This is a genomic window from Burkholderia sp. TSV86 (genome assembly GCF_001522865.1).
In the GTDB taxonomy this organism is placed as follows: Bacteria; Pseudomonadota; Gammaproteobacteria; order Burkholderiales; family Burkholderiaceae; genus Burkholderia.
On the sequence record NZ_LOWB01000039.1, the window covers coordinates 1 to 26,336 of the forward strand.

A 26,336-nucleotide genomic window follows, 5' to 3' on the forward strand; every position below is an offset into this window, starting at 1 on the left:
TTCGGCTGTCGTGGCGCCGGCGCGCTGGCCCCGATCCTTCTGCTCCTGCCGAACCCATTTGCGTAGCGTCTCCGGCGTGCAGCCGACTTTCGCCGCGATCGAGCTGATGGCCGCCCATTCCGATTCGTACTCCCGCAGGTGGTCCAACACCATCCGCACGGCGCGTGCGCGCATCTCCGCCGAGTATTTCGGTTGGGCCTTCTTTTTTACATTGCTTTCAGGTTTTAAGGTTTCCATGACCCCATTCTCTCAAAGGTTGAGGTCTCCGAAAAACCCGGGCCGATTCACTGAGAGGGCGGCAACGAATATGGAATGAAGTGGGGGCTGGCGCGTCATGCTGCGCGTCGAATCAGCCAGATGCAATGGGCGGCGCACTTTGGCGGCGCGCATTGATATCGCGGCGAATCCGAACCGGTCTTCGATCACTGGGTTTCTCCTTGTTTGACACATGACGCGTTCTGCCCGGTTGGGCGGGATGGGCGGTGTTGCGCATGAAAGCTGAGCAGAAGTTGTCTTCTTCCAAGAAACGGGGGTGGGGCGATGGGACCGTGGAGCTTGAGAGCGGTGATGTGGCTGTGTGTAGCATTCGCGCAGGCGTATTGGTGGCGCACGACCGCGGTGTGGTGGGCGCGTCATGCTTGCCGGACGGCAAGCGGGTGGCAGCGTGGCCGGGATTGGTGCCGGCTGCGTCGAAGCGTGAAGGCTGAGCTGTGCCGGGTATACGCGCGGGGTGTCGCGCGAGGCATGGGCGGGCAGGCGGCGTGTGAGCCCGCGCATGGCGCGACAGAGGACGCGCGGGCGTGGTCGGTGTGGCTGGCGTGGCTGTCGCTATCGAGCGGTTGGTATGGGCGGTTGCTGTCATTGGTGTACGGCTGACCACCGGGTTATCGGCTGAGTGACTGACGCAAGGAACGATGCGCCGGGGGCGATGCAATAAATTAAGGAATCCAAAATAAATGGGAGTTGCCGTAGATGGAACGAAGTTTGATCGAGTGCCATTGAGAAAAACGCAAGAGGATACAAAAGAGATGAACAAAAAACGCTATCGATTGGTTTGGAGCCGTCGGCTGAACTCGCTGATTCATGTCGCGCGGAAGCAGGCAGCGGTGCAGCGCGAGGCAGGGCAAGTGCTGTGCACGGGGGAACCCGCGGGCGCGAAAACGGCTTTGACGATGATGGCGGCGTTATTACTGCTGCCGGCGGCGCGGGCGCATGCGTACAACTATGCGTCGGGCGGGGTGGGCGGCACGGACAACTCGTCGTACAACTCCAGCGCATCGTCGGGAGGAGCATTCCCGGCGACTTCCGGCGTGGACGGGACGAACTACAACGAGGCGTTCGGCTTGAACACGACGGCGAGCGGCGGCTTTGCGCTGTCGATAGGCGATGGCGCGAATGCGAACGGTGCGAAAGCGACGGCGGTGGGTGGGGCATCGGTAGCCAGAGGCCAGAACGCGGTGGCATACGGCGGCGCGGCGTATGCGAATGGGACCAACGCGGCGGCGTTGGGCGCGCAGAGCACCGCAGGCGCCGACGGAGCGGTCGCGGTGGGATCGACGGCGACGGCGGGCGCAGGGCAGGCGGTGGCGCTGGGCAACGCGGCAGCGGCGAACGGCGAGCACGCGACCGCGCTGGGGCCGTCGTCGATCGCCAGTGCGACCAACGCGCTGGCGATCGGCAATCAGAGCGTGGCGAGCGGCGAATCGTCGACGGCGCTCGGGCTGCATTCGAACGCTGTCGCGCATATGGCGACGGCGCTGGGAATGTGGTCGACGGCATCGGGAATATCGTCGATGGCGCTGGGGGCGGCGAGTACGGCGGGCGGCTCGGGTTCCGTGTCGATCGGCGCCGGCGCGGTGAGCGCGACGGGCACGGACGGCGCGGGCAACGTGGCGATCGGCCAGAACAGCAAGGCGGATACGAGCGGCGGCGGATTCGGCGCGATTGCGGTGGGGCCGTCGGCGAACGCGGGGACGCCTGGCTATACGGGCGCGATTGCGCTGGGCTTGCAGGCGTCGGCGCAACAGAACGCGCTGGCGATCGGCACGCAGGCCTCGGCGAGCGGGCTGGGTACGGCGTTGGGCTGGGGCGCGAGCGCGAGCGCGGCCAACGCGACGGCGCTGGGCGCGGGCGCGAAGGTTTCGACCGGCAACTCGGTTGCGCTGGGATTGAATTCGTTGGCTGCTGCTGCTGCTGCGGCTGCGCCGGTGGCGAGCGCAACGGTGGGCAACCGGACCTACGCGTTCGTGGGCGGACAGCCGGTGGGCGTGGTGAGCGTGGGTGGCGTGAACAGCGAGCGGCAAATCGTCAATGTGGCGGCGGGCCGGATCAGCGCGGTGAGCACGGATGCGGTGAATGGCAGCCAGTTGTATGCGACGAACCAGGCGGTCGACACGTTGTCGACGTCGACGGCGGCGGGCTTGAGCACGTTGTCGGGCCGGCTGAACGTGACCGATTCCCGTGTGGCGTCGCTGTCGACGGCATTGTCGAGCGGGCTGAGCGCGATGGACGGGAATGTGAGCGCGCTGTCGACGGGACTGAGCACGCTGTCGAGCGGCCTGAGCGTGACCGACGGGAAGGTGGCGTCGTTGTCGACGGGGCTGTCGAGGCTCGACAGCACGGTGAACGCGCTGTCGGTGGCGCTCGGCTCGACGACGTCGGGCGCGACCGGTGCGAACAGCACGGTGTTCGGCACGGGCGCGAGCGCGTCGGGCGATTCGGCGGTGGCGGTGGGCGCTCAGTCGTCGGCCTCGGGCACGAACAGTACGGCGATCGGTACGGGCGCGACGGCCTCGGGTACGAACGGAGTCGCGAGCGGTTATCAGGCGGGCGCGTCCGGGAATAACAGCGCGGCGTATGGCGCGGGCGCGACGGCCTCGGCTGTGAACGGAGTCGCGAGCGGTTATCAGGCGATAGCGTCGGGCGAGAACAGCGCGGCATATGGTGCGCACGCGGTGGCGTCCGGGGCGAATGGCAAGGCGGATGGGTATGGCGCGACGGCGTCGGGGGACGGCGCGACGGCGCTGGGCGCGCATGCGACGGCGAGCGGACGCCACTCGGTGGCGCTGGGTTCGGGTTCGACGGATGACGGGCGCGGTGACGTGGTATCGGTGGGCAGCGCGGCTCACGCGCGCCAGATCACGCATGTGGCCCCGGGTGAGGCGCCGACGGATGCGGTGAACGTGGAGCAACTGAACCAGGGCATCAGTCAGGGCGTAAGCCAGGCGAATGCGTACACGGAAGGGCGGATTCGCGATGTGAACAACCGGCTCGACTCGTTGGGCCGGGATGCGGACGGCGGTGTGGCGGCGGCGATGGCAATTGCGGGTTTGCCGCAGCCGACGCAGCCGGGGATGAGCATGGTGTCGGTGGCGGGAAGCGTGTACCGGGGGCAGTCGGGGCAGGCGATCGGCGTGTCGCATGTGACGGCGAACAACCGGTGGGTGGTGAAGGCGGCGATGTCTGCGAACACGCGCGGAACGTATGGCGCGGTGATTGGCGGCGGCTATCAATGGTGATGCGAGCCACGTTTGCCGCGTGGTGCCAAGCGCGGTACGGGATGCGCGATAACGAGGTGACGACGATGAAGCATGCAATCGATCAACGCTGGGGGCAGCAGCCATGGGGCAAGCGCCCGGCTTCGGCCGCGCGCGGCCTGGTGGCGGCGCACGCTTTGCGATGCGGGCTGCCCGGCATGTCCGGGCGGCGCGATCCGCTGCGGCTGTCGCGCATGGCGCTGAGCATCGCGGCGGCGCTGGGCATGGGCATGGCGATGCCGGCGGCGCGGGCGGGCAATATCTTTAATTGCGAGGGCGCGGGGCAGTCAGGCTGGTTCAGCGCGATTGCCGGTTCGGGCAATGGCGCTTGGACGAAGGGCATCTCGGGCGGTGGCGCGGATAGTTGTAATGGCGGCACGGGCATCACGATTCAGGAAAACAACAGCACCGGCGGCGTCGGCGCGGGCCAGGCGTATGTCTGGGTCGGACAGACCGGCTACAACGCAGCCGGCTCGGTGACGCTTTATGGCCCCGCCGGCATCAATCTGCAAGGCACGACGTCCCTGAACGGCAACAAGATCACGAAATTGAAGGAGGGTCTGCTGAACGCGTCGAGCACGGATGCGGTCAACGGCGCGCAGCTCTACCAGACCAATCAGAACGTGGCCGCGCTGGCGGCGTCGCTGTCATCGAGCCAGACGCACTTCGTGAGTATCGACGGCGATGCCCAGCAGGGCAATTACGGGAGCAACGGCGCGAGCGGGTATCACGCGATCGCAATCGGGCCGAACGCGCTGGCGGGCGGCAAGCAGGCAGTGGCGCTGGGCGATGGGGCGAACGCGGGCAACGATGCGTCGGTGGCGATCGGCCGCGCGGCGTCGGCGAGCGGCTTCAACCAGGGGGTGGCGATCGGCGCGAGCAACACGACGGATGGCGGCGTGAAGCCCGGCGATCCAAAGCAAGGCGGCGGCCTGGTGGCGATCGGGCAGCAGAACACGGCGCGCACGCTCAATAGCGATCCGTTCTCCGGCGGCGGGATCGTGGCGCTGGGTCAGGGCAACACTGCGCAAGGCCAGGGGGCGGTGGCGATCGGCCACGCCAACATGGCGACGGCCGCCGGCGCGATCGCGGTGGGCGACACGGCGATGGCGATGCAGGCGGGCGGCATCGCGCTGGGCGTGAACGCGCGTGCGGCGCGTGCGAGCGACGTGGCGTTGGGTGCGGGCTCCGTTACCGGTGCGCCGAATCCGTTCGCGAGCATCGTGCTGGGCGGGGCCGTGTATGGCTTCGCGGGTGGGAGCCCGGCGAGCGTGGTGAGCGTCGGTGCGCCGGGGGCCGAGCGACAGATCGCGAACGTGGCGGCGGGTCAATTGAGCGGCAACAGCACGGATGCGGTCAACGGCAGCCAGTTGTACGCGGCGATGCGGGCCATCAACACGCTGTCGACGTCGACTCAAACGTCGATCGTCAATCTGACGAATCAAGTGGGCTCGTTGTCGACGGGGCTGAGCGTGACCAATGGCAATGTCAGCACGCTGTCGTCGAGCCTGTCGACGACCAACAACAACGTGGCGACGCTGTCGACGACGGTGCAGAAGCTGGGCAACACGACGGCGGCGGTGGCGGACATGCGCGGCGACGGTTCGGACAAACCGGCGGTGACACCGGGCACGAACTCGGCGGCGATCGGCGCAAGGTCCAACGATGACGGACGCAGCAACGTGGTGTCGGTGGGTAATGCGACGCAGCAGCGGCAGATCACGAACGTGGCGGCGGGCACGGAGCCGACCGATGCGGTGAACGTGGATCAGTTGAACCAGGGCATGAGGCAAGGCGTGAGCCAGGCGAACCGCTACACGGATCAGCGTGTCGACGCGGTGAGCCAGTCGCTGCATGACTTGTCGAGGGGCGCATACGGAGGGATCGCGGCGGCGCTGGCGATGCCGAACCTGACGCCGTCGGGGCCGGGCCGCACGGTGGTGGCGGTGGGGATGGCGAATTACAAGAGCGGCAATGCGGCGGCGGTGAGCGCGACGTACCGCTCGGAGAACAGCCGGTGGCTGGTGAACGCGGGGTTTGCGACGACGAACGCGGGAGACCGCGGCGTGCGGGCGCAGCTCGGGTACGAGTGGTGAGGGGGTAGGTCCCGGGTGCGCAACGGCGAGTCGCTCATGAAATTAATTAGGTATCCATAAGGAATGAGCAGGGCGAAGCAATCAGGGAAGGAGGGTAGCCAGAAGCCAGTGAATGAATACGCAAGGTAGTCAAACAACGAAGCAAGTCGAGCGGACGGGGTGGAAGCAGTCTTGATGGCGGGGCGTTGGGCAACGCGCCTGCCCAATCAGGCGGCTCGATGGGAAACGAGCAGGACGTCGTCCTGATTGGATAGGTGAGGAATGCATGAATAGAGCATATCGAACGGTTTGGAATGAGGCGCTGGGATGCTGGGTGGCAGTGTCCGAGTTGGCCAATGCAAAAAGAAAAAGCGGACAACGGCCAGTGGTAAGTCAAAGCGAAGGCGTAACGCAGTTTGCATTCACGCGAATCGTGCTGGGGGTGATGGCCACGATGGGCTTGGGTGTAATGGCGCCGAACGCGATCGCGGGTACGGTTTTTAATGGCAACGGTCATACCAGCACGGCGCCATTACAGAATCCCACCGCGGGAGGTACTGGTACTTATCGATTCAACGGCTGGTTTTCCCTGGGTGCGGCTTGGCAATATAGTGCGACCACGATGTGTCTGAATAGCTATGGAACGGGTTACGGCAATGATGGTGGTTGCACTACGTATGATGTCACTCCAGATCAGGCTGCAACGTATCGTAATTTTGGTATTTCATTAAGCGAGGTGAGTGATAATACGGGCGCCGCGTATGACAAAATGGGCACCGTGGCGTCAATTGGGGTTGGGGCGTATCCATATCAAGGACGCGTAGAAATAAATGCGCCTAGGGTAATTAATTTAAAAAGCGATACCAATCTCACAGGCAACCGAATTACCGGTTTGGCCGACGGTTTGATTGCGCCGAATTCAACGGATGCGATCAACGGCCGTCAATTGCTTTCTCTGTCGACGTCGATCAGCTCGGCCGTCGGCACCGCGCTCACGGATATCGCATCGCTATCGACCGGCATCAGCACGGTGTCGTCGAACGTAGGCACGCTGTCCACGGGCCTGTCCACCACGGACAGCAACGTCGCGTCGCTGTCGAGCGCGTTCAGCACGCTGCCGGCCACGTTCGGTTCGCTGTCGACGCAGTTGGGCGCGGTCAACGTCGGCATCGGCTCGCTGTCGACCACGCTGTTGAACACGGCCCAGTACGACGACAGCACTCATCGCTCCGCCACGCTCGGCCAGGCGGGCGCGAGCGTGACGCTTGCCAACGTCGCGGACGGCGGCAGCGCGACGGATGCGATCAACGTCAGGCAGCTCACGGCGTTGTCGACCACGCTGTCAGCCGGCATCCAGCCGTTGCAGGGCAGCGTCGACTCGGCGGCGAACACGTTCGGTGGCCTCGCCGCCGGCTTCGCGACGGTGTCGACGGGCGTCTCGACGCTGGTGGTCGGCGTCAATTCGCTGTCGACCAGCACCTCGACAAGCCTCGGTTCGTTGTCGACCGGGCTCGTCACCATCCATAGCAGCATCGGTTCATTGTCGACGGGCCTGATCGTGGCCGGCAGTCATCTTTCGTCGCTGTCGAGCTCGGTGTCGTCGTCGGTCGGCAAGCAGCACTTCACCGGCGTCAACGACGGCGGCACGGTGCAGGGCAACAACGGAAACACGGGCGCGGCCTCGGCGAGCAATGCGATTGCGATCGGGCCGGGCGCGGTGGCGGGCCAGACCGGCCAGGTGGCGTTTGGCCACAACGCGCGGGCGAGAAGCGCGAATTCGGTCGCGCTCGGCAACAATGCGCTCACGGTCGGCGCCGCCGTGCCGGTGCCGGGCGCGCCGGTGGGCGGTATCGCCTACGGCGGCTTTGCCGGCAGCAACCCGGCGGGGCTGGTCAACTTCGGCAATGCCAGCGAGCAGCGGCAACTGACCAACGTGGCGGCCGGCCAACTGACGCAGACGAGCACGGATGCGATCAACGGCAGCCAGCTCTTCGGCGTGGCCGTGGCCACCGGCAATGTGTCCACCACGCTGTCGACGGGCTTGTCCACCGTGTCCAGCCGGCTCGGCTCGGTGTCGACCGGGCTGACGAACGCGCAGGCCGGTTTCGCGTCGCTGTCGACATCGATCTCGACCAACCTGGGCTCGTTGTCGACGGGGCTGGTCAACGCGGACAACACAGCCAACACGTTGTCGACGGGCCTGATTCAGACCAACAGCACGATCGCGTCATTGTCGACGGCGGCGCTGCAACCGTTCCCGAATCACTACACCGGCACCAACGACGGCGGCGTGCAGCAGCGCAACTACTGGAACGACGGCGCGTCGGCGGCCAACACGGTCGCGATCGGGCCGGGTGCGGCGGCGAGCGGCGAGCGCGCGATCGCGCTGGGCCAGAACGCGCTCGCGCCGGATCCGGATTCGGTGGCGCTCGGCGCGAACGCGGTGACGCGCGCGGCGGTGCCGACGGCAAACGCGCAGGTGGGCGGCATTACGTACAGCGCTTTCGCGGGCGCGTCGCCGGCTGGCGTGGTGAGCGTGGGCGGCGGCACGGTGGGCGGGCAGCTGGTGACGCGGCAGATCGTCAACGTGGCGGCCGGGCAGATTGCGCAGACGAGCACGGATGCGATCAACGGCAGCCAGTTGTACGCGGTGGCGAATGCGGTGGCGTCGCTGTCGACGGGCGTGTCGGCGGCGGCGAGCCGGGTGGCGTCGCTGTCGACTGCAATTGGGCGGCAGCAAGGCTACACCGCCGGCGATCCGACGAACACTGCCAGGGGGAGCGGCTCGCTCGCGACGGGCGGCGGCAGCACGGGGTATGGCAGCAACGCGAGCGCGTCGGGCGCTGGCAGCGCGGCGTATGGCTCGAGCGCGACGGCCTCGGGCACGAACAGCGCGGCGATCGGCACGAACGCTACGGCGTCGGGTGTGAACGGCGTGGCGACCGGAGCGGGCGCGGTGGCATCGGGCGTGAACGGCAATGCGGACGGTTATCTGGCGAACGCATCGGGCGACGACAGCACGGCACTGGGTGCGAACGCGCGCGCGTCGGGGGGCAATTCGGTGGCGCTGGGCGCGGGGTCGGTGGCGTCGGAGGCGAACACGGTGTCGGTGGGTTCGCCCGGTCACGAGCGCCGGGTGACGAACGTGGCGCCGGGACTCGACGGCACGGACGCGGTCAACATGAATCAGCTATGGGCGGTGCAGGGCAGCGTCAACGACGTGGCGCGCCGTGCGTACTCGGGCGTGGCGGCGGCGACGGCGCTGGCGATGATCCCGGGGGTGGACGCAGGCAAGCGGGTGTCGATCGGCGCGGGAGTGGGTTCATACCAGGGCTACCTGGCAGGCGCGATGGGCGTGAACGTGCGCTTCTCGAAGCGGCTGGGCATGAAGGCCGGGGTGGGGATCAGCTCGTCGAGCCAGACCTATGGCGGCAGTGTGACGTACCAGTGGTGACGGGACCGGAAGCGGAACGAAGCGAATCGAAAGCATGAGGAATGGTCCCGCTGGGACGAAGAGGAAAACGCAATGAACAAGGCATACAAGACGGTATGGAATGAAGCGCTGGGCGGCTGGGTGGTGGTGTCGGAGCTGACGCGCACGAAGGGCAAGGCAACGCGCGGCGGGCACGCGATGGAGACGTCCGACGTTATCGACGCGCGGCGCGCGCCGCGGCTCAAGCATCTGGCGGTGAGCGTCGCGGCGGCAATGGGCTTGGGCATGGCCGGGTCGGCCGCGTGGGCGGGCACGATCGTCAACTGCAATGGCACGGCAGGATACGGCAGTGCCTTCGCAGGGCCGGGCGCAGGTCAGTGGACCTACGGCGTGGGCAGTGGAAATGCCGGCTGCACCGGCGGCGCCGGTGTTGCATTGTCGGACAGCGGAACCGGGGCGGGAAGCACGGCCTATGTACAGGTCGGCCAAGTGGGCGGGAATGCGGCCGGCACGGTTTCGATCTATGGCGCGAATGGCATCCGCTTGAATTCTCAAACCGACCTGAGCCGCCACAAGATCACGGGGCTGGCGCCGGGCGCTATCAATCCGAATTCACAGGAGGCCATCAACGGCGCGCAGCTCTACGGGATCGCCGGCGGTCTGGCCTCGATCTCGACAGGCATGCTGAGCTCCCTGTCGACGAGCCTGTCGACCGCGCAAAGCGGGGTGAACTCGCTGTCGACGGGGCTGGTGGCGACGAACAGCAACCTGGCGTCGCTATCGACTTCGGTGGGTAACGGCATCAACTCGCTGTCGACGGGGCTCGCCGGTGCGCAAACGAGCATCGGCTCGCTGTCGACGGGATTGTCGAACGCGGTGCAATACGATCCGAATTCGAACCGCACGCGCGTGACGCTCGGCGGCGTGAGCGCGACGGCGCCGGTCAGGCTCACCAACGTCGCGCCGGGCGTCAATGCGACGGACGCGGTCAACTTCGGCCAGCTCGGCTCGCTGTCGACCTCTGCGTCGACGGGCATCTTCACCGCGCAATCGCGCGTCAACTCGCTGTCCACGGGCTTTGCCAGCGTCAGCACCGGCATCAGCACGCTGTCGACCACGCTGGTGGGCGCCAATAGCACGCTCGGTTCGCTGTCGACCTCGACCTCGACCAGCGTGGGCGCGTTGACCACGAGCGTGACGGGCGCGCAATCGGGCGTCAATTCGCTGTCCACGGGCTTGGCGAATCTCAACAACGGCCTCGCGGCGATTTCGAGTTCGGTGCCGCACTACGTGAGCGTGACCGGCGATGGCACGACGAGCCAGGGCAACTATGCGAACGACGGCGCGCGCGCGCCGAACTCGGTGGCGATCGGCGCGAACGCGGTGGTGAACGCGAGCGCGGCGGGCGGCGTGGCGCTGGGCTACAACGCGTCGGCGGGCCATGCAGGTTCGGTGGCGCTCGGCGCGAACGCGGTGACGGCGGCGGCCAAGCCGACCGGCAACGCGCCGATCACGATCGCCGGCATCAGTTACGGCAGCTTCGCGGGCAACAACGCGACGCAGGTGGTGAGCGTGGGCGGCGGCGTGGTGGGCGGCCAGGTGGTGACGCGGCAGATCACCAACGTGGCGGCGGGCCAGCTCAACGCGGCGAGCACCGATGCGGTCAACGGCAGCCAGCTCTACCAGGTCGCGAACGCGGTGGGCACGCTGTCGACGTCGGCCTCCACGGGCATTGCGACGGCGTTGAGCGGCGTCGGCTCGCTGTCGACGGGAATCGTCGGGCTCAACAGCAGTATCGGTTCGTTGTCGACGTCGACGTCGACGAGTATCGGCACGCTGTCGTCGCAGCTCACGACGGTCGACAGCCGGATCGGCTCGTTGTCGACGGGGCTGACGACGACCAACAGCAACGTCGCGACGATCGCCTCGTCGCTGTCGGGCTCACGGCATTACGTGAGCGTCAACGACGGCGGCACGCATGTAGGCAACTACGACAACCTCGGCGCGCAAGCGGCGAACTCGGTCGCGATCGGGCCGAACGCCGTGGTGAGCGCGAGCGCGTCGGGTGCGGTGGCGCTTGGTTACGGTGCGTCGGCGGGCGATGCGAATTCGGTGGCGCTCGGCGCGAACGCGGTGACGCGCGCGGCGGTGCCGACGGCAAACGCGCAGGTGGGCGGCATTACGTACAGCGCTTTCGCGGGCGCGTCGCCGGCTGGCGTGGTGAGCGTGGGCGGCGGCACGGTGGGCGGGCAGCTGGTGACGCGGCAGATCGTCAACGTGGCGGCCGGGCAGATTGCGCAGACGAGCACGGATGCGATCAACGGCAGCCAGTTGTATGCGGTCGCGAACGAAGTGGCGACGCTGTCGACGACGCTGGCCAACACCAACGTGACCCTTGCGTCGATCTCGACCGGCGTGGGCGGTGGTGGCGGCGGCAATGGCGGCGGTGGCGGCAATGGCGGCGCCGGTGTCGGCGGCAACGGTAACACGGGCACGTCGCAAGGCAACGGTTCGAGCGCGTCGGGCAATGGCGGTTCGTCGTATGGCAGCAACTCGACGGCGTCGGGCGACGGCAGCACGGCAGTCGGCGCCGGGGCGGTGGCCTCGGGCGTCCACGGCAAGGCCGACGGCTATCTCGCGACGGCCTCGGGCAACAACAGCACGGCGCTGGGCGCGAACGCGACGGCGAGCGGAGCGAACGCCGTGGCGCTGGGCGCGGGCTCGATCGCGGATCAGGACAACACGGTGTCGCTCGGCTCGCCGGGCCACGAGCGGCGGTTGACCAACGTCGCGCCTGGCATCAACGGCACCGACGCGGTCAACGTGAACCAGCTCAATGCGGTGCAGTCGAGCATCACCGACGTGGCACGCCGCGCGTACTCGGGCATTGCGGCGGCCACCGCGCTGACGATGATTCCCGAAGTCGATCCGGGCAAGAAGATCGCGGTGGGCATCGCCGGCGGCGGCTATCAGGGCTACGGCGCGAGCGCGCTGGGTGTCAACGTGCGGCTGACCGAGAACATCAAGATGAAGGCCGGAGTAGGAATCAGCGCGGCGGGGCAGGCTTACGGCGGCGGGGTGTCGTACCAGTGGTGAGGCCCGCGCGTGATCCGCGAGGACGGCACCCGTGCCGTTCTCGCCCCGGCGGCCGGCCTGGCCCGATCCGGCCGGCCGCCGGGGCAGCCGGTTGTTGACCCTTCATTGAGGACGCTTTTTTTATGAAACGACTTATCCATCCGATGTGGCTGATCGTCGCGTTGCTTGCCGCGCTCACAGCCTGCACCAGTGCGTCGGGGCCGACGTTCAACGCTTATACGCTCACGGGCGCCGACGGCGTGCCGACGTACCAGGTGACCTGTCACGGCCTGCTCGAAGGCCTTTCGGTCTGCGAGCAGCAGGCGCAGCAGATCTGCGGCGATCAAGCGGTGCGCGTGGTCGAGACGATCGCAGGGCTCGGCCAGACGCGCGGCGGCGAGGCCGATGCACGGATTCTCACGTTCCAGTGCGGCGCGGCGCCCGCGCCCGCGCCGATAGCGGCGGCCGCTGTCGAGGCCGCGCCGCAGGCGCCCGCGCCGAAGGTTGCGCCGCTCACGACGACCGTGCACTTCGCGACCAACCAGGCGACGTTGTCCGACGAGGCCCGCTCGCGGCTGGATGCGCTGCTGGAGCAGGTGCGCAGCGCACCGGTGAGCGGCGCGCGCATCGACGGCTATACGGATTCGACCGGGCCGCTGCGCATCAACCAGCCGCTGTCGGCCGCGCGCGCGCAGGCCGCGGCGCGGTATCTGCGCGAGCGTGGTGTGCGAGCGCTGCAGGTGCGCGGCCATGGTCCGCGCGATCCGGTGGCGGACAACCGCACCCGGTCGGGCCGCGCGCAGAACCGGCGCGCGGACGTCGAGCTGCGGCCATGAGCCGCGGACGTGTGAGCGCGATGGCGTACCCCGACCGCTGGAAGATCCACTTGCTCGGCAGCAGTCTCGCGACTTGCTGGATCGACCTGGCGCTCACGCACGCGGCTTGCCGGCAGCCGTGGCTCGCGCAGCTGACGCCGGCGGCGCACGCCGCGCTCGTCGGCGGGCTCGGCGCGCTGGCGACGCTCGCGTTGCCGATGCTCGCTGCGTGCGTGCGGCCGCGCTGGCCGTTCGAAGGCGGGGTGAGTACGGCATCGCTCGCGCGCGGCCGGCTGCTGGGCGTCGCGCTTGGCGTGGTGTTGAGTCTGCTGTTTCGTGTTTCCAACTGAACCATGGCAACCGTGATTGAATCGATTTCCTCTGCCGCGCCCGAGGCGTGGCCCGCGTTCGCCGAAGCAGCGCTCGCGCAAGGCGACCTGGTGACGGCCGCGCTGTTGCTCGATGCGCACGACGCGGCCCACGCGGCGCAGCCGGACGTGGTGCTGCTGGCAAGCCGCGTGCTGCGGCTGCGCGGCCATTATCCGGACGCGCGCGCGGCGCTTGAGCGCGCGCTCGAGCGGCATCCGGACCACGCCGGCCTGCTGGTGGAGCGGGCACGGCTCGCCTGTGCGCAGCGCGATGCGCAGGACGCGCTCGACTGGTTCGAGCGGGCCTGGGCGCATACCGGCGAGTTCGCGGCGTGGGTGCCCGAGTGGCTCGACCTGCTGATTCAGGCGGGCCGCCACGAGACGGCGCTCGCCGTCGCGCAGACGCACGCCGGGCGTGCGCAGGACGACGCCGACGCGTGGTTCTGGCTCGGCTACGTGCAGCAACTGAATCAGCAGCACGCGGCGGCGCTCAACGCTTATCACCGCTGCGCGGGCCTCGCGCCGAACCGGCCGATGCTGCGCAGCAACCTGGCCGCGCTGTATCTGGACCAGCGCGATTACCCGGCGGCCAAGACCCAGCTCGACCTGGCGCTGAAGGCCGATCCCGGCAACGCGCTCGCGTGGGCGAACCTGTCGGTGCTGTGGCTCAAGCGCGGCGATCCGGCGGCCGCGCGCATCGCGGCCGAGCGCGCGCTCGCGCTGAATCCGCGTCACGCGATCGCATGGCAGGGCTATTCGAACGCGCTCAAGGAATTGCAGGACTGGACGGCGGCGACCGAAGCGATCGAGCGTGCGTGCGCGCTGGAGCCGCAGCACCCGTCATACCGGTGGTCGCTCGCGATGCTGCAGCTCGTGCGCGGCGACTATGCGAACGGCTGGACGCACCACGAGGCGCGTTGGCAGGGCTCGCCGGAGTTGCGCACGGTGCAGTTGAACTGGAGCGCGCCGCGCTTGGCCGATCAGGATGTGGCGGGCAAAACGGTGCTGGTATGGAGCGAGCAGGGCTATGGCGACGTGCTGCAATTCGCCCGCTTCGTGCCGGCGTTCGCGAAACGCGTGCGCGACGCGGGCGGCGAGGTGGCGTACTGCACGTTTCCGAATCTGCTGCCGCTCGTCTCGCGCAGCCTCGCGGGTCGGGTGGAGCGGATCGCGCCGTCGTTGCCGCAGGCGATTCCGCCGCACGATTACCAGCTTCCGCTGGGCAGTCTGCCGCTTGCGCTGGACGTGTCGCTCGACGCGCTGTCCGGCTATGCACCGCCCTATCTGAAGGCGGACGCGGCACAGACGGCGCGCTGGCGCAACCGCTGCGCGTCGGCGGGCACACGGCTCAAGGTCGGGCTGGTTTGGAGCGGCAGCCGCACGCATCAGCGCAATACGCACCGGTCAGTGCCGCCGTCGGCGTTGGCGCGTGCGCTGGCGGGCATCGAGCAGGTGCAGGCCTACAACCTGCAGGTGGAGGCCACGCGCGCGGAGCTGGAGGCGATCGGACGCGGCGGGCTCGCGCTGATCGATCACACCAAGGCGTTCAAGACCTTCGACGAGACGGCGGCGTTCGTCAGTCAGCTCGATCTGGTGATCACCGTGTGCACGTCGATCGCGCATCTGGCGGGCGCGCTGAACGTGCCGACCTGGGTGCTGCTGGATGTGAATCCGCATTGGGTGTGGCTGACGGATCGCGACGACAGCCCGTGGTATCCGTCGATGCGGCTGTACCGGCAGCCGGCGTTCGGCGCGTGGCAGCCGGTGCTGCAGCGGCTCGGGCGGGATCTGCGCGCGCGGGCGGCGGCATGCGAGACGGCGCCGGACGCGGCAGGCACGACATGACGCACGCGCCGCGCAAGCCGGGCCACGACGATGCGCAGCAGCGGGGCCTGACGGACATGAAGGACGTGGGCGTGCCGCGTCCGCCTGCCGGGTTCGACTGGCGCGCTGAACTGGCGACGGCCTGCCGTTGGGCGGCGCCGTGGGTGATCGCGTCGCTGGTCGTGCTGGCGTTGTACGTGGGGTTGCATGCGTTGCAGTGATGCGCCGTGCAGCACGTCGGCAAGGACGGCGCGGGCGAGCGCGCTCGGAGGCACGGGAGTTGCCGTGGCGTGAGCGGTGGCAGGCAGGCAAAGAGTGGTGGTTGAGCAAGCGGTGGCAGGAAGGTGGAAGGCAACGGGTAGAGGCATAGCGGTTGCAGTGAGGCAGCAGCCGGCAGTGGCGCGCGAGCCGCCGTGATGCGAGCGGCGGCACAGGCGCAGGAGCCGGTAGTCGAGCAACAGACGGCAGAAAGCCAACGGGCAGCCGTGACGTCAAAGCCGCACTGAGGCAGGCGGCGGTGCGGCGCAAGCAGTGCCGAGGCTGATAGCGGTCATGACGTAAAAGGTAGCGGTAATGGAAGGGGTGACGGTGACGCAAAGGGCGTGGCGAGCAGCCGCCGATAGGGCGCGCGGCACGGGATCGATGACAGACAGCGCATGGGGAGACGGCGCGCGCCGCGCCGGGGAGTGGTGTGCATGAAGGCGGATCGCACAGCGGGCGGCAAGGCTGTCCAGCAGCAGGGAGAGCTTCATCACGGCGCATGCGGGGGCGGCGAGGCGCGCGGGCGGGCGCCGTGCCGGCCACGCGCGCGCGTAGCGGACGACGCGCGCGTCAGCGCGGCCTCCGGCAGTTCTCCCGACCTCTGGACCACGGTCTGCCGCACGCTTGCGCCGTTTGCGGTCGCACTGCTGATCGCCTTGGGTTTGTATGCGCTGCTGCATTGGCTGGTGTCGTAGGCCCGCGCGGCGGCGCGCCCGGTCCGTTCGCGCGCTCATCGCCGCACTCTGGCTCGCCACGCTCGCCGGCTGTGGCGTGCTGGGTTGCGGGGCGAGCGCGACGAACGGCGCCGCGGCGGGCGGCTGTCAGCTCGGCACGCGTTTTTAGATGGGGAGTGTCCGGCCGCCCATGCGCGGACGGATGCGCACGCAAGAAGGAGCCAACGATGATGATAGACCCGTATGAGGAGCTGCTCGCCAAGCGCGCGCAGCTCGATGCAGAGATCGCCGCGGTGCGCGCCACCCGGCGGCGCGATATCACCGAACAGATTCTCAAGCTGATGCGCGAGTACGAGATCAGCGTGCAGGACCTGGATGACTGGCTGGCTGCCGAGGAGAGCGGCGACCGCCGCCGGCGCCGCGTCGAGCCGCGCTACTGGGACCCGAAGACGGGGGCCACCTGGTCCGGGCGCGGCAAGCGGCCGCGGTGGATGGCCGGCCACGATCCCGAGGAATTCCGCCTGAAGACGCTTGCGCAGCAGGCCGGCGGCGCCGGGGAACTCGGTGAGGCCGAAGCCGAAGCGGCCGGCGGCCCGCACGACTCCCCCCCTGAACAGGAGCATTGAACGATGCCGAGCGCGATGATTCAACGCTGCAGCGCCGAGTTGATCGGCACTTTCTGGCTGGTGTTCGGCGGCTGCGGCAGTGCCGTGCTGGCGAGCGTCTATCCCGAGACCGGCATCGGCTTTACCGGCGTGTCGCTCGCGTTCGGCTTCGCGATGCTGACGATGGCCTGCGCGCTCGGCCCGGTGTCGGGGGCGCACCTGAATCCGGCCGTGAGTTTGGCGTTCGCGCTCGCCGGGCGCCTCGCACCGCGCGATCTCGTGCCGTATTTGATCGCGCAGCTTGCCGGCGCATTGCTCGGCGCGGGCGCGGTCTATTTGATCGCCGCGGGCAAGCCTGGCGTCGACGTGCTCGCCAGCGGGCTGGCGGCCAACGGCTACGGCGCGCGTTCGCCGGGGCAGTATTCGATGGCCGCCGCGTTTTTTACCGAGACGGTATGCACGGCCGGCTTCGTGCTGGTCGTGCTGCGCGTGAGCGCGCCCGCCGCACGCGCGAGCACACGGAGCGCGCCGGTGGCGGCGGTGGCGGCGGGCTTGGCGTTGGCGCTCGCGTATCTGATCGCGATGCCTGTCACGAACGCGTCGATCAATCCGGCGCGCTCGAGTGGGCCCGCGCTGATCGTCGGCGGCGACGCGCTCAAACAGTTATGGCTGTTCTGGTGCGCGCCGGGCGCGGGCGCGGTGCTCGCGGCCGCGCTCGATGTGCTCGTGGCCGGCGGACGGCGCACGGCAGCGGGCCGGCGCGTGCGGATCGAGGCTTGAGACCATGCGTATCGGACTTTCCGTGCTCACGCACGCCGGCCAGAACCTCTGGGAGAACGGCATCGGCCAGAACATCCTGTTTCTGGCCGACCTGCTCCAGCAGATCCCGTTCGTCGAGGCCGTGCTACTGCTCAATTGCGGCGACCAGCCCACGCTTGCCGAGCAAGCCGACGCGCGCGCGCGCGCGCTGCCGCTCGTCGCGCCGCGCGAGGCGGGCGACGCGCTCGACGTGATCATCGAGATGGGCGGCGGCCTGGATGTCGCATGGCTCGATCTGATGCGCGCGCGCGGCAAGCGGGTCGTGTTCCACTGCTGCGGCCAGCCTTATGTGAACCTGGTCGAGCCGATCGTATTCGAGCGGCCGAACTACGCGGCGCGCTACGACCGCTGCGATGTGGTGTGGTATCTGCCGAAGGATGCGCGGCATGCGCCGCTGCTGCGCACACTGTATCGCTGCGATGCCGAGCAGGTGCCGTATCTGTGGGATGCGCGCTTCGTCTCGGCCCGCGCGGCCGAGATCGGCGCGCTTGGTTTGCGTTATGGCTACGAGCCCGCGCGGCGGGGGCTGCGGGTGGCGATCTTCGAGCCGAACGTGTCGGTGGTCAAGGCCGCGTGCGTGCCGATGCTGATCTGCGACGCCGCGTATCGCGCCGAGCCCGACGCCGTCGCAGCGATGCACGTGCTGAACACGCTGCACATGACGGAGCATCCGACGCTGCTGCACCTGGCGCACTCGCTGGATCTCGTCAAGCAGCAATGCGCGGTTTTCCACGGGCGTCACGACGTGGTCGGCTTCATGGCGCAGCACGCCGACGCAGTGGTCTCGCATCAGTGGACCAACGCGCAGAATTACAACCACCTGGATTTGCTGTACGGCGACTATCCGCTGATCCACAACGCCGCGTGGCTGCGCGATGCGGGGTATTACTACCCGGACTTCGAGATCGACGCGGGCGCGCAGGCGCTGTTGAGCGCGGTGCGCACGCACGCGCGCGGGCTCGAGACGTATCGGGCGCGCGCGCGCGACGTGTTCCGGCAGGTGGACCCGCTCGCGCGCGCCAATCAGGATGCCTATGCGCGGGCGTTGTGGCGGCTCGCGCCGCAGCGGGCGGGGGGAGCGCGTGCGGCGGGCACGGCGGGCGAGCCGCCGCACGCCGGCGCGGCGAACACGGCCGGCACCGCGCCCGCGTCGTCCGCCGCGAGCAGCACGCGGGCCGCCCCGGCGCCGGGAGACTCGGCATGAGCGTTGCCGTGCTGCCACGCCGCGTCGGCGTGTCGATCTTCGTGCGCCAGGGCCCGCAATCGCTGTGGGAAAACGGCATCTTCCAGAACTGCCTGTTCCTCGCGATGCTGCTCAAGCGCATTCCCGGCATCGAACAGGTGTGCCTCGTCGCGGGAGGCGGCGATGGCACGCTCGACGACGCGCGGCGCTTTCTCGCCGACGCTCCCGTGCCGATCATCGGCATGGCCGATGCCGCGCACCATCTCGACTTGATGATCGAGATGAGCGCGCAACTCGATCGCCATTGGGTGGCCGCGTTTCGCGACGCGGGCGGCAAGATCGTCTCGATGCGGGTTGGCAATGATTACGTGATCGACATCGAGCGCATGATGTTTCAGCTCGAGCCGGGTTTGCTGATCACCGGCGCGCCGTATCACGGCGTCTGGACCCTGCCGGAATACGAGGTGAGCTGCGCGCCGTATTTCGCGCATACGTTCCGCGTGCCCGTGACGATCGTCCCGCATTTGTGGAGCCCCGTGGTGCTCGAGCGTGCCGCCGCCGCGCTGCCCGCCGATACGCCGTTCGGCTATCGGCCTGGGCGCGCGCGCTGGCGGGCGGGAATCTTCGAGCCGAACCTCTGCATGGTCAAGACGAGCTTCGTGCCGGTGCTCGGCTGCGACGTCGCGCACCGGCTCGCGCCCGAGCGGCTCGAGAGCGTGCACGTCTTCAACGCCGCGCATCTGAGCTCGCGCCCGGGCTTCGCCGAGTTCGCCGCGAGCCTCGAGCTGGTGCGGCACGGCCTGGCGTCGTTCGAGCCTCGCTACCCGTTCTATCAGCTCGCGGCTTCGCGTATCGACGCGGTAGTCAGCCACCAGTGGGAGAACGCGCAGAACTATCTGTATTACGAAGCGCTGCACGGCGCTTATCCGTTGATTCACAACTCGCCGATGATCGGCGCGTGCGGCTATCGGTATCCGGAGTTCGATGTCGAGGCGCTCGGCAGTGCGCTGCTGCGCGCGCACGCGGAACACGACTTGAATTTGGACGCCTATCGCAGCGCCGCACAGGCGTTTTTACGCACGCTGGCACCGGAGCACGACGCGAATATCGCCGCGTATCGTGCGGCGATCGCCGCGTTGTATTACCCGCGATGAACGCGCGGCGGCAGGCAGCACGAATGAAATAAGCAGCACGCAGGCAGACGGCACACAACCCGCGGCGTCATGCGACGCCGCACGCTCGACGGGGGAGTCGCGATGGCAACGGGATGGGCGGTCGAAATTCGGCACAAGGACAGCCTCGCGCGGCAAGTCGCGCGCGGCGCGCAATTGAGCGTGCAACTGAACGCAGCGGCTGGCGGCGGCGACGCGCGGCCGGCCCTCGATGCCGAGCCGGCCGATGCCGAGCTGATCGATGCGCCGAGCGCGCTCGAGGCGCTGGCGCGCCGCATCGGTCTGGCGCGCCCGGCGCCACGTCTGCCCGCGCCGGGCGCCGCGCCGGTGGTCTGGCGCCGCGGCGCGCTGCGCGAGCTCGAGCGCTGGCTGACCGCCTGTCCGGCCGAGCGCGATTCCGTTTGGTGCTTGCGCCAACTGGATGCCGTGCTGGCCCTGATCGCCCGCTGGCCCGCGTTCTATCCGCCGGCCCCTGCCGCCGGCGTGCGCCGCGCCGAGCCAGTGCCCGGCTGCGTGCTCGATTACTGCGTGCGCGACGCGCGCATCGAGATCGTGGCCGTCATCGACCCGGATGGCGCGTGCGCAATGGGCGAACGCGGATGAAACCACGCATGCGGCCTCGGGCGAGGCCGCATGGCGTTCGTCGCTGGATGGCATGACCTCAAGCTCAGGAGATGACTGTGAAACACACCCGTTCACTCGCTTTGGCTTCGCCTCGTTTTTTTCGCTTCGCCCCTTGGGTCGCCGCGTGCGTCGCGCTGGCCTCGGCCTGGAGCATGCCGCCCGCGCACGCGCAGACTTCGCCCGGCACGTCGGCCGATGCGCTGATCCGCGACGCCGACGCGATCGTCAAGCAGCTCGACGCCGCGCAATACGACGCGGTCTGGCGCGACATGGCGCCGTTCGTGCATACGCAGATGAAGCAGGCGCAATTCGTCAAGCCGATCAAGCAGGCACGTCAGGCGATGGGGCCCGTGGCGCAGCGCGGCTGGTCGAACGTCGCGCGCATCGCGTTGTCCGGCTCGCAGGGCGCGCCCGAAGGGATGTACGCGAACGTTGATTACGTGACGACGCTCGCGAGCGGGCAGGTCGTCTTCGAGCAATTGAGCTTCCGGCTCGAACCCGACGGCCAGTGGCGCCTGACGGGCTACGTGCCGCGCCGGCCAGCGCCCGCGGCGCAGCCCGCCAGTCAGCCGCGTTCTTGAGCCGCGGCCGCCATGTCCTTGCCGAATGCGGACGCGATGCCGTCGACGTATGCCCCGCCCGGCAGCCCGCGCGATGGCGGGCGCCGGGCCGGTGCGCCCGGCGCGCCCGATCCTGCCGGAGGCGGCCGATGAAGGTGCTGATTGTCGGCGCGGGGCTGTACGGTGCGGTCTGCGCGCACGAGCTGACTCGGCGCGGCCATCGCTGCACGGTGCTCGACAAGCGCGAGCACATCGGCGGCCATGCGTACACCCGCTATCACGCCGAGGTGCGATGTCACGAGTACGTGTACGGCGCTCCTGCGTTTCATACCGATGCCAAGCCGATTTGGGACTACGTGAACCGCTTCGCCGAGTTTCGGCCTTACGAGTATCGCGTCAAGGTTGCGCACGGCGGGCATCGCTACAGCTTTCCGATCAACCTGATGACCTTGCACCAAGTGTTCGGCACCTGCACGCCGCGCGACGCGCACGCGCGCCTCGCGGCCGAACGCATTCCGTGCGCGGCGCCCGAGACGCTCGAGCAGGCCTGCCTGGCCACGCTCGGCCCGACGCTGTACGGGCTTTTTATCGAAGGCTATACCGTCAAGCAGTGGGGCCGCCATCCGGCCCAGTTGCCCGCCGCGTTCGTCGCGCGTTTGCCGGTGCGGCTGAGCTTCGACGACCGCTATGTCAGCGACCGCTACCAGGGCCTGCCGCTCGACGGCTACACGCCGATGATCGCGCAGATGCTCGCCGGCAGCGACGTGCACCTAGGCATCGATTTCCTCTACCGGCGTGACGACTGGCTCAAGCGCTACCCGCGCGTGATCTACACGGGCCCCATCGATGCGTTCTTCGACGAGCGCTTCGGCCCGCTCGCGTACCGCACGCTGCGCCTCGAGCGCGAGGTGCTGCCGATGGCCGATTTCCAGGGCGCGCCCGTCGTCCACTACACCGAATCCACCGTGCCGTACACCCGCATCATCGAGCACAAGCACTTCGACGCCGCAGGCGCGGGGGCGGCGGCCGGCGCGGCGTCAACCGCGTTGCCCGAGGCGGTGCCCGCGGGTTCGCCGGGCGCCTCGGCCGGGGCGCCCGCCTCCGAGCGCACGCTGATCACCCGCGTCTATCTGCATGCCCGCGAGCCGGGCCAAGCGCCGGACTATCCGGTCAACGACGCATGGAACGCGCTGCTGTTGCAGCGTTACCGGCATGCGGCCGAATCGCTCGCCGGCCACGTGCACTTTGGCGGGCGCCTGGCCGAGTACCGCGACGACCGGATGCATCAGGTCATCCGTGCCGCGCTGGCGTTTTGCGCGCGCGCGTGACTGCTACCCAGGCGCCAACCATGAGCCGTGATACTTATCCTCCCCATCCGCTGATCGACCTCGACTGGATTCGCGACGCGAGCGGCCGCCCCGAGCTGTCCGCGCGCGAGTGCCTGCTCGAGCAGGACGCCGTCGGCCCCAATGCGTTGTTCGATCCGGACTTCTATCGGCGCGCGTATGGCGCGTCGATGCCCGACGGCATGCGCTGTGTCGAGCATTTCTGCGGGCAGACGCGCGACGCGCCCCGCGATCCCAACGCGCTGTTCTCGGTGAGGCAATGGCACGATACGCATGGCCGCGCGCTGGCGCCCGCCCGCTGGCGTGCAGAGCTGTTCGGGCTGCTGAGCCGCGAGGCCCGTTTCGCGCGCGACGAGCTGGCGCGCTTCAAGGCCGGGCAGATCGTGCTGCACGACCAGCGCGTCGGCTCGCCGCCCGAGGCCGGGCAGGCGATCGTGCTGTTCGCCCATCACGATACCCACGACGGCATCACCCCTTATGTCTACGATTACCTCGACGCGCTGGCCGAGCAGGGCACCTGCCTGCTGTTCGTCACGCAAGACGCACCGCTCGCGCCCGCTGCTCACGCGCAGCTTGCACGCCGCGTGTGGCGCATCGTGCAGACCCGCAACCGCGCACACGACTGGGGCCTGTATCACGTCGGTCTGCGGCTGCTCGAGCGCGACGGCTTCACGCCGCATCACCCGCTCGTGCTCACCAACGACAGCGTGGTCGGCACCATGAACAGCCTCACGCCGCTCTTCGCGCGGGCCCGCGAAAGCCAAGCCGTGCTCACCGGCGCGATCGACGGCTGGTTGTACGACGGGCATTTGCCGTCGTTCTTTCTATACTGCTCGCCGCAGCTCGTGCAGTGCGCCGCGTGGCGCGATTTCTGGGCCGCCTGGCGGCCGCTGCTGGAGCGCGCCAGCGCGCTCAACGGCTGCGAGCACGGTTTTTCGCGCTTCATGCGCGCGCGCGGCGTACCGATGCAGGCTGCCTGGACCTACGAGCAGATCCTCGAATCGGCCGATCCGGCCCGGGCTCATGCGTGGCGCCGCGCGCGGTTCGAGCGCCACGGCGATACCGACCCGTTTCACGCCCTGTGGGATGTGATGCTCGAATGCGGCTTTCCGTTGCTCAAGCGCTCGGTGTTCACCGCGCCGCTGAACGCTCACCATCTGAGCCATATGACCAACGTGCTGAGCCGTCTCGTGTCCCGCCGCCGGGCGCGCACCGCCTCCGGGGAGCGTGCTTGATGGCCGCGTTTCCGATCGTACCGGGCGCAGAGGCGCGCGGCGGCGAAGGCGGCGAAGGCGCGCCGGCCGCGTGGCGGTGGCCGGGCCTGAGCGCCGCATCGTTCTGGCTGCCTGAGCATGGCGGCGTCGGCACCGCGCACGAGCACGCGCCGTTCGTCTTCTGGCTGACCGAGGCGATGGCGCCGCGCATTCTCGTCGCGCTCGGCGCGCGTCAGGGTCTGACCTATCTGGCCTTCTGCCAGGCCGTCGGCCGCCTGAATCTCGCGACGCGCTGCTATGCCGTGGGAAGCTGGCAACGCGACCGCGACGACGACGCGCGCGTCCAGCCCCTTCACGCCGAGCAGGCCCGCACGCTGCTCGCCGCGCTCCACGACACGCACTATGCGGCGATCTCGCGCCGGCTGCCGGTGTGCGCGGACGACGCGTTGCCGTACTTCGCCGACGGCGAAGTCGACCTGCTGCATCTGGACGGCCGGCCCGACTACGACGCCGCGCTGCACGACTTCCGCGCGTGGCTGCCCAAGCTATCGGCCCGTGCCGTGGTGGTGCTCCACGACATCCACCGGCGCCAGCCCGGTTTCGGCACGTGGCGGCTCTGGCAGGAACTCGGCGCGCGCTATCCGTCGTTCGCGCTGGCGCACAACGACGGCCTGGGCGTGCTCGGCGTCGGCCCGCAGCCGCCGCCGGCGCTCGCCGGGCTGTTTGCCGCCGACGCCGGCACCCGCACGGCGCTGCATACGATCTATGCGCGCCTGGGCAGCACCGTCACTCAACGGATCGTCATCGATGCGCTGGACCTCGAACTTGCGTCACGCCAGGATGAACTCGAGCGGCTGCGCCACGATGCCGGCACCGCGCATCGGCTGGTGAGCCAGGCCGAGCGCGAACTGCATCGCAGCAATTTGGACGTGGCCGCGCTGCGCGAGCAACTCGTGCGGCATTTGGCCGAGCAGGCGCAGCAGGGGGCGGATTTGCGGGCGCGGCTAGCCGAGCGGGACGCGCGGCTGCGCGCGTGGGGCGCGGAGCGCGAGCAGGCCGCGCATGAGCGCGCGCGACTGCATGCGCAACTCGCCAGCCAGTGCGAGGCGCTCGCCGAGCTGGGCGCGACGCGCGCACGGCTGCGGCAGTTGGAAGTGCAGTCGCAGCAAATCCAGCAGACTTACGAGACGGCGTTGGACGACGCCCATCGCGCGCTGGACGCCGCCGAGGACCGGCAGCGGCGCATGCAGGTCCGCATGGCCGAGCAGGGCGCCGCGCTGGCCGTGCTGCGCGCGCGACTGCGCGCGGCCGAGGCCGCGTCGGCGCGGCATGTGATCCGGCGCTGGCGCGCCGCGCTCGCCCGGCGCTTCGCGTGCCTGCGGGCCGTGGCCGCGCCGTCGCGGCAGACGTCCCGATGAGCGCGGCGCGGCCCCCCGGTTGGCGCATCGGCATCACGATCGGCTTACGTGCGCCGGACGAGAGCCTGTGGATCAACGGCATCAAGCAGAACGCGCTCTATTTGGCCAAGCTGCTGATGGCGTCGCCGCGCGGCCATCGGGTCACGCTCGTCAATACCACTGAGGTGCCCATCACCGACGCGCTGCCGTGGGACAGCCGGGTGTTCGACACGCGGCCGTGGTCCGACGCGCAAGACGCGCTCGACGTGTTGATCGAACTCGGCGGGCAGATCAGCGGCGAGCAGACCGCGTATCTGAAGGCGCGCGGCGTGAAGCTCGTCAGCTATTGCTGCGGAGTCGAATATATCAACGTGATCGAATCGATTCTGTTCGGCCGGCGCTTGTGGGATTCGCTCTGGATCAACCGCGATTACGACGAGGTCTGGGCGATCCCGCAGATCGCGCCGTCGTCGCTGCCGTTCCTGCAATCGCTGCGGCGCTGCCCGGCGCGCGTCGTGCCGTTCGTGTGGGACCCGCTGTGCGTGACCGAGCGCGCCCGCGCGCTGCCGCACGCAGGCGAGTACCGGCCGAGCGGCGCGCGCGCGAAGCGGCTGACGATCATGGAGCCGAACCACGACGTCGTCAAATGCTGTGTGTATCCGTTGTTGATTGTCGACGAGGTATTCCGGCGCGACCCCGATGCAATTGCCTTCACGCACGTGACGAACGCCGAGCATCTCGCCACGGGCAGCCCGGAGTTCGTGATGCTGATGGGATATCTGGAACTGGTGCGCGCGCGGCGCGCGAGCTTCGTGGGGCGTTATGACACGCCGACGTTTCTGGCATGGCATACCGACGTGGTGGTATCGCATCAATGGGAGAACCCGCTGAATTACTTTTACTTCGACGTATGCTGGCAGGGGTATCCGCTGGTGCACAACGCGGCGCTGGCGCCGGATTTGGGGTACTACTATCCGGGCAATGACGTGCGCGAAGGCGCGGCGGCGCTCGAGCGCGCGCTGGGGCGGCACGATGCGCAGTGGGACGCGTATGCAAAGCGGCAGCGCACGCTGCTGCGCCGGTATACGGCGGAGAACCCCGCGCTCGTCGCCGAGTACGATACGCTGCTCGATGCGCTGATGGCCGCGCCCGGCGGCCCGCGGCGGCGCACATGACTTTCGCCGCAGTGGAGAGGCTTTCGTATGGCGGCTTTCCTGTGATGAATGGAGCACTTACATTGCTGCATCAACACAAAAGGAGAGGTGCGATTCAACGCGGGAATTTCTTTGATTCAACGGTATGTTCGAGCGGACGCCAGGGTGTTTTCATTGCGCAATCCGGTGTAACGGGACGTA

20 protein-coding genes and 1 pseudogene are annotated in these 26,336 nt (G+C 68.7%); 20 read left to right on the forward strand and 1 reads right to left on the reverse strand.

The genetic code is table 11. The features are described from left to right. On the reverse strand, positions 1 to 237 hold a 237-nt coding region (locus WS68_RS06575; RefSeq protein ID WP_156429362.1), incomplete at its 3' end, for a transposase. 791 nt (positions 238 to 1,028) lie between these two features. Here WS68_RS06575 and WS68_RS06580 point away from each other — a divergent pair. The 20 genes and pseudogenes from WS68_RS06580 to WS68_RS06670 all read left to right on the forward strand — a co-directional run bounded on the left by WS68_RS06580 (position 1,029) and on the right by WS68_RS06670 (position 26,156). Further along, the gene (locus WS68_RS06580; RefSeq protein WP_059570034.1) at positions 1,029 to 3,518 is read left to right on the forward strand and encodes a YadA family autotransporter adhesin; all 2,490 of its coding nucleotides are present in this window, start codon (positions 1,029 to 1,031) and stop codon (positions 3,516 to 3,518) included. A 65-nt stretch (positions 3,519 to 3,583) separates the two neighbouring features. Further along, on the forward strand, positions 3,584 to 5,632 hold the full coding sequence (locus WS68_RS06585) for a YadA family autotransporter adhesin (RefSeq protein ID WP_156429374.1): 2,049 nt from the start codon (positions 3,584 to 3,586) through the stop codon (positions 5,630 to 5,632). A 265-nt stretch (positions 5,633 to 5,897) separates the two neighbouring features. After that, positions 5,898 to 5,987 (forward strand): annotated as a pseudogene (locus WS68_RS29545) (ESPR domain-containing protein); the annotation flags it as partial. Positions 5,988 to 6,503: 516 nt separating this feature from the next. After that, the gene (locus WS68_RS06590; protein ID WP_059570036.1) at positions 6,504 to 9,065 is read left to right on the forward strand and encodes a YadA family autotransporter adhesin; all 2,562 of its coding nucleotides are present in this window, start codon (positions 6,504 to 6,506) and stop codon (positions 9,063 to 9,065) included. Positions 9,066 to 9,137: 72 nt separating this feature from the next. Next, positions 9,138 to 12,140: a YadA-like family protein gene (locus tag WS68_RS06595; protein ID WP_059570037.1), complete on the forward strand. Its 3,003-nt coding sequence runs from the start codon at positions 9,138 to 9,140 to the stop codon at positions 12,138 to 12,140. Positions 12,141 to 12,262: 122 nt separating this feature from the next. After that, positions 12,263 to 12,955 (forward strand): OmpA family protein, encoded by a 693-nt coding sequence (locus WS68_RS06600; protein WP_082709844.1) that lies wholly within the window; start codon positions 12,263 to 12,265, stop codon positions 12,953 to 12,955. Further along, on the forward strand, positions 12,952 to 13,284 hold the full coding sequence (locus tag WS68_RS06605; RefSeq protein WP_156429375.1) for a hypothetical protein: 333 nt from the start codon (positions 12,952 to 12,954) through the stop codon (positions 13,282 to 13,284). The genes WS68_RS06600 and WS68_RS06605 overlap by 4 nt, the downstream gene beginning before the upstream one ends. A gap of 3 nt (positions 13,285 to 13,287) precedes the next feature. Next, a complete protein-coding gene (locus WS68_RS06610) occupies positions 13,288 to 15,147 on the forward strand; it encodes a tetratricopeptide repeat protein (RefSeq protein ID WP_082709845.1) in 1,860 nt (619 codons plus the stop codon). Further along, positions 15,144 to 15,347: a hypothetical protein gene (locus WS68_RS06615; protein ID WP_059570040.1), complete on the forward strand. Its 204-nt coding sequence runs from the start codon at positions 15,144 to 15,146 to the stop codon at positions 15,345 to 15,347. The genes WS68_RS06610 and WS68_RS06615 overlap by 4 nt, the downstream gene beginning before the upstream one ends. A gap of 474 nt (positions 15,348 to 15,821) precedes the next feature. Further along, positions 15,822 to 16,082 carry a hypothetical protein gene (locus WS68_RS06620; RefSeq protein ID WP_156429376.1) on the forward strand — a complete coding sequence of 87 codons (261 nt, stop codon included), beginning with the start codon at positions 15,822 to 15,824 and terminating at the stop codon, positions 16,080 to 16,082. A 206-nt stretch (positions 16,083 to 16,288) separates the two neighbouring features. Further along, the gene (locus WS68_RS06625; RefSeq protein WP_156429377.1) at positions 16,289 to 16,687 is read left to right on the forward strand and encodes an H-NS histone family protein; all 399 of its coding nucleotides are present in this window, start codon (positions 16,289 to 16,291) and stop codon (positions 16,685 to 16,687) included. Positions 16,688 to 16,690: 3 nt separating this feature from the next. Then, positions 16,691 to 17,446 carry an aquaporin Z gene (gene aqpZ / locus WS68_RS06630; protein ID WP_082709846.1) on the forward strand — a complete coding sequence of 252 codons (756 nt, stop codon included), beginning with the start codon at positions 16,691 to 16,693 and terminating at the stop codon, positions 17,444 to 17,446. 4 nt (positions 17,447 to 17,450) lie between these two features. Next, positions 17,451 to 18,689: a DUF2827 domain-containing protein gene (locus WS68_RS06635; RefSeq protein ID WP_082709847.1), complete on the forward strand. Its 1,239-nt coding sequence runs from the start codon at positions 17,451 to 17,453 to the stop codon at positions 18,687 to 18,689. Continuing rightward, on the forward strand, positions 18,686 to 19,822 hold the full coding sequence (locus WS68_RS06640; RefSeq protein ID WP_059570043.1) for a DUF2827 domain-containing protein: 1,137 nt from the start codon (positions 18,686 to 18,688) through the stop codon (positions 19,820 to 19,822). Before WS68_RS06635 ends, WS68_RS06640 begins: the two co-directional genes overlap by 4 nt. A 102-nt stretch (positions 19,823 to 19,924) precedes the next feature. Next, positions 19,925 to 20,443: a hypothetical protein gene (locus WS68_RS06645; RefSeq protein WP_059570044.1), complete on the forward strand. Its 519-nt coding sequence runs from the start codon at positions 19,925 to 19,927 to the stop codon at positions 20,441 to 20,443. 77 nt (positions 20,444 to 20,520) lie between these two features. After that, positions 20,521 to 21,045: a DUF4019 domain-containing protein gene (locus WS68_RS06650; RefSeq protein WP_231752960.1), complete on the forward strand. Its 525-nt coding sequence runs from the start codon at positions 20,521 to 20,523 to the stop codon at positions 21,043 to 21,045. A gap of 128 nt (positions 21,046 to 21,173) precedes the next feature. After that, the gene (locus WS68_RS06655) at positions 21,174 to 22,352 is read left to right on the forward strand and encodes a UDP-galactopyranose/dTDP-fucopyranose mutase family protein (RefSeq protein WP_059570046.1); all 1,179 of its coding nucleotides are present in this window, start codon (positions 21,174 to 21,176) and stop codon (positions 22,350 to 22,352) included. Positions 22,353 to 22,372: 20 nt separating this feature from the next. Then, positions 22,373 to 23,605 (forward strand): hypothetical protein, encoded by a 1,233-nt coding sequence (locus tag WS68_RS28240; RefSeq protein WP_059570047.1) that lies wholly within the window; start codon positions 22,373 to 22,375, stop codon positions 23,603 to 23,605. Continuing rightward, positions 23,605 to 25,002, forward strand: coding sequence for a class I SAM-dependent methyltransferase (locus WS68_RS28245; RefSeq protein ID WP_059570048.1), 1,398 nt, complete (start codon positions 23,605 to 23,607; stop codon positions 25,000 to 25,002). The genes WS68_RS28240 and WS68_RS28245 overlap by 1 nt, the downstream gene beginning before the upstream one ends. Continuing rightward, a complete protein-coding gene (locus WS68_RS06670) occupies positions 24,999 to 26,156 on the forward strand; it encodes a DUF2827 domain-containing protein (protein WP_059570092.1) in 1,158 nt (385 codons plus the stop codon). Before WS68_RS28245 ends, WS68_RS06670 begins: the two co-directional genes overlap by 4 nt. The last annotated feature ends 180 nt before the right edge of the window (positions 26,157 to 26,336 follow it).

Bases quoted from the DNA above. Each gene is read 5' to 3' on its own strand.
- WS68_RS06585 (WP_156429374.1), top strand. From the start codon at position 3,584: ATGAAGCATGCAATCGATCAACGCTGGGGGCAGCAGCCATGGGGCAAG.
- WS68_RS06645 (WP_059570044.1), top strand. From the start codon at position 19,925: ATGGCAACGGGATGGGCGGTCGAAATTCGGCACAAGGACAGCCTCGCG.
- WS68_RS28240 (WP_059570047.1), top strand. From the start codon at position 22,373: ATGAGCCGTGATACTTATCCTCCCCATCCGCTGATCGACCTCGACTGG.
- WS68_RS06620 (WP_156429376.1), top strand. From the start codon at position 15,822: ATGAAGGCGGATCGCACAGCGGGCGGCAAGGCTGTCCAGCAGCAGGGA.
- aqpZ (WP_082709846.1), top strand. From the start codon at position 16,691: ATGCCGAGCGCGATGATTCAACGCTGCAGCGCCGAGTTGATCGGCACT.
- WS68_RS06615 (WP_059570040.1), top strand. From the start codon at position 15,144: ATGACGCACGCGCCGCGCAAGCCGGGCCACGACGATGCGCAGCAGCGG.
- WS68_RS06655 (WP_059570046.1), top strand. From the start codon at position 21,174: ATGAAGGTGCTGATTGTCGGCGCGGGGCTGTACGGTGCGGTCTGCGCG.
- WS68_RS06625 (WP_156429377.1), top strand. From the start codon at position 16,289: ATGATGATAGACCCGTATGAGGAGCTGCTCGCCAAGCGCGCGCAGCTC.
- WS68_RS06605 (WP_156429375.1), top strand. From the start codon at position 12,952: ATGAGCCGCGGACGTGTGAGCGCGATGGCGTACCCCGACCGCTGGAAG.
- WS68_RS06595 (WP_059570037.1), top strand. From the start codon at position 9,138: ATGAACAAGGCATACAAGACGGTATGGAATGAAGCGCTGGGCGGCTGG.
- WS68_RS06610 (WP_082709845.1), top strand. From the start codon at position 13,288: ATGGCAACCGTGATTGAATCGATTTCCTCTGCCGCGCCCGAGGCGTGG.
- WS68_RS06600 (WP_082709844.1), top strand. From the start codon at position 12,263: ATGAAACGACTTATCCATCCGATGTGGCTGATCGTCGCGTTGCTTGCC.
- WS68_RS06670 (WP_059570092.1), top strand. From the start codon at position 24,999: ATGAGCGCGGCGCGGCCCCCCGGTTGGCGCATCGGCATCACGATCGGC.
- WS68_RS06580 (WP_059570034.1), top strand. From the start codon at position 1,029: ATGAACAAAAAACGCTATCGATTGGTTTGGAGCCGTCGGCTGAACTCG.
- WS68_RS06640 (WP_059570043.1), top strand. From the start codon at position 18,686: ATGAGCGTTGCCGTGCTGCCACGCCGCGTCGGCGTGTCGATCTTCGTG.
- WS68_RS28245 (WP_059570048.1), top strand. From the start codon at position 23,605: ATGGCCGCGTTTCCGATCGTACCGGGCGCAGAGGCGCGCGGCGGCGAA.
- WS68_RS06635 (WP_082709847.1), top strand. From the start codon at position 17,451: ATGCGTATCGGACTTTCCGTGCTCACGCACGCCGGCCAGAACCTCTGG.